At 42.1% G+C, this 2140-nt stretch carries 1 protein-coding gene; it reads right to left on the bottom strand.

The features are described from left to right. Positions 1-290 precede the first annotated feature (290 nt). On the bottom strand, positions 291-998 hold the full coding sequence (locus tag N512_RS0118985) for a DUF2971 domain-containing protein (RefSeq protein WP_081737211.1): 708 nt from the start codon (positions 996-998) through the stop codon (positions 291-293). Positions 999-2140 lie beyond the last annotated feature (1142 nt).

Raw genomic sequence — 2140 nt, 5'->3', positions numbered from 1 at the left:
CCAAAGTCCGACTGTCAGAGTGTCCTTACCGGAGATTTTTGGGTCTCCGGTAAGGACACTTTTACCTATTTGACAATGGGAATCATATCAACGCCTAAATCAGGTGCGCCGCAGGCGTCACCTGGATTTGCTTGTTAGCACTCTTCCGGGGATTTCTTCCAGTACGGAGAATTTGCATCCATTATTGTTCGAGATAACTTTGCACTGCTATGATCACGAACAATCTGGTAAAAGTGCGTCATTTTTCCATGATATTTGAGTAAGTGACTTACTGCACTCTTTGTTTCAACTTAAGTTTTAAGGCCAAATGTAATACTTGAAATGGCATCAATGTTTAAATTGAAAATCTTTCCGCCATTTTCTGGTAGCAGGTAGCGCCACTCCTCCTCATATTTCCAGTTTTTAGATTTAGTACAAAGAGTTTCAAAGAATAAGTAAAGTGCAGCATCATTTGAGTGCCACATACCACATGATGCATATAACAAATATGCGTTTCTGGTAATGTCACTCTCTTCTTTATAGGTAACTTCACGTAACCAATCTCTATCCATTGACGGAGATTTTGGAAATAGTTTTTCAGGGTTATAACCAATGCAAATACCTGAGTGATTATCGCCGTAATGTGACCACATCAGCGTATTGGAAGGGTTTGATGATAATGAAAGTATTCCAACGGTTTCGGCTTTATTATCCCAGTAATCAGCAACCAAGTTAGCTTTTTCTTTAAGAATTGAATTTGGTTTATCGTTTTCAAACAAATCATCAAAACTATCGTAATTAATATCATTACCTGTTTTGTTTTTGTACCAAACCTGAAACCTTCCAAAGCTTTCAATAAACTCAGCTTTACTCACATCATTTGCCTGTATTCTAAGCTGCGAGTCAAAAGGGTCATTAAGCTGAATTGGCTTTGGAACCCAAAGAGCTTTGTTTAGGAGGCTTAAGATTGTGTATTTTTCAAAATCTCGATATTTGAATAACTCTTTAGGTATCATCATGCCTCGATATTTACTCTGAGTGCTAACAGCTATATAGTGCGCATGCGCGTTTTAGTCCTCGGAGGAGTCTAAACGCGCATCGCTATCTGTTTGTATTTGCTGGATATAATACAATTTAGTCCTTATATCCCTTGCAGCTAAACGCGCATGCACGGTTTCCAAACCTATTATCTACCAGCTGTATTTTTTAACTTTATGAATTTAATGTTATTTTCTAAAATGTTACAGAAATAACACGCAAACTTAGCTGCAAATTTCCGGCATTTTTCCTAGAACGTCAATAATACTGCATAGAAAATCAGTTCTTAGGCACTTACCATGAGCGCTTCAAGCCCTGCAAATAAGGGCCTTAAAACCAAGCGCCCTAAAACCCAGGTCTTACAAAAAACGTTAAGTAAAGCCATGGCTACCGCACGGGTCCAAACTCTGTTCGTCCCTGCATTCCGCTGAAATCGGAAAAGTGTTGCAGCTTTCGCCTTAAGCTTAAGGAAGTACTAAAACTAAGCGGTTGAATTAGTTATACAATAGCCAGCATTGAATGTGAAAACAATTAGCCAAAGGTCAAGTTTTGACAAAGGCAACAAAACACTGATTTAGTTTGTTTTTACAACAGAATTGACTGGGTTTGAAACCAAAGCGATTTCCTCCAGCTAATGCTGGGTGTTTGCATTATTCCCCGTTTTCGACGGTCACAGTCCCACCAGTGCCTGGAAATATGTGTATGCTTTTGGGCTTATGCACGATTTCAAATTCGCCTAATCATCAGGAACCTCAAATGCTAAAGGTATACACTTTTCCCGCTTGAAGCGGCCGCAGGGCGTTGATGACAATCGCGTAGCGAGGCATGGATGCCGAAGCAGCGCCAGTCGAATCAGGGATGAGCGTCTGGCGCGATAGCGAATTGGCATCATAAGCACAAGGGGTTTTCCGCTGCGTCGCGGGTCGCTGGGGGTTTGGGAAGGGGGCGAGTCGATACAGCCCCCTTTCCTCGGGTGTGGGGCGAAGCTCCACGACTTTAAGCTGCTGGCACAGCGGCTATCATAGCTTCCAGCTAAAAGTTCCTAAGTTAGTACTGGCCGAGCTTCTGGCCACGGTGTAGTCAATCACCTGCGGTGCGCTTTTCGCACAGGCGATCCTGTGAC

This window comes from Shewanella sp. 38A_GOM-205m, from assembly GCF_000518445.1.
In the GTDB taxonomy this organism is placed as follows: domain Bacteria; phylum Pseudomonadota; class Gammaproteobacteria; order Enterobacterales; family Shewanellaceae; genus Shewanella; species Shewanella algae.
This window is presented reverse-complemented; position numbering and strand designations above follow the sequence as displayed.

Excerpts from the sequence above, each read along its gene's own strand:
- N512_RS0118985 (WP_081737211.1), bottom strand. The coding sequence starts at position 998 with ATGATGATACCTAAAGAGTTATTCAAATATCGAGATTTTGAAAAATAC.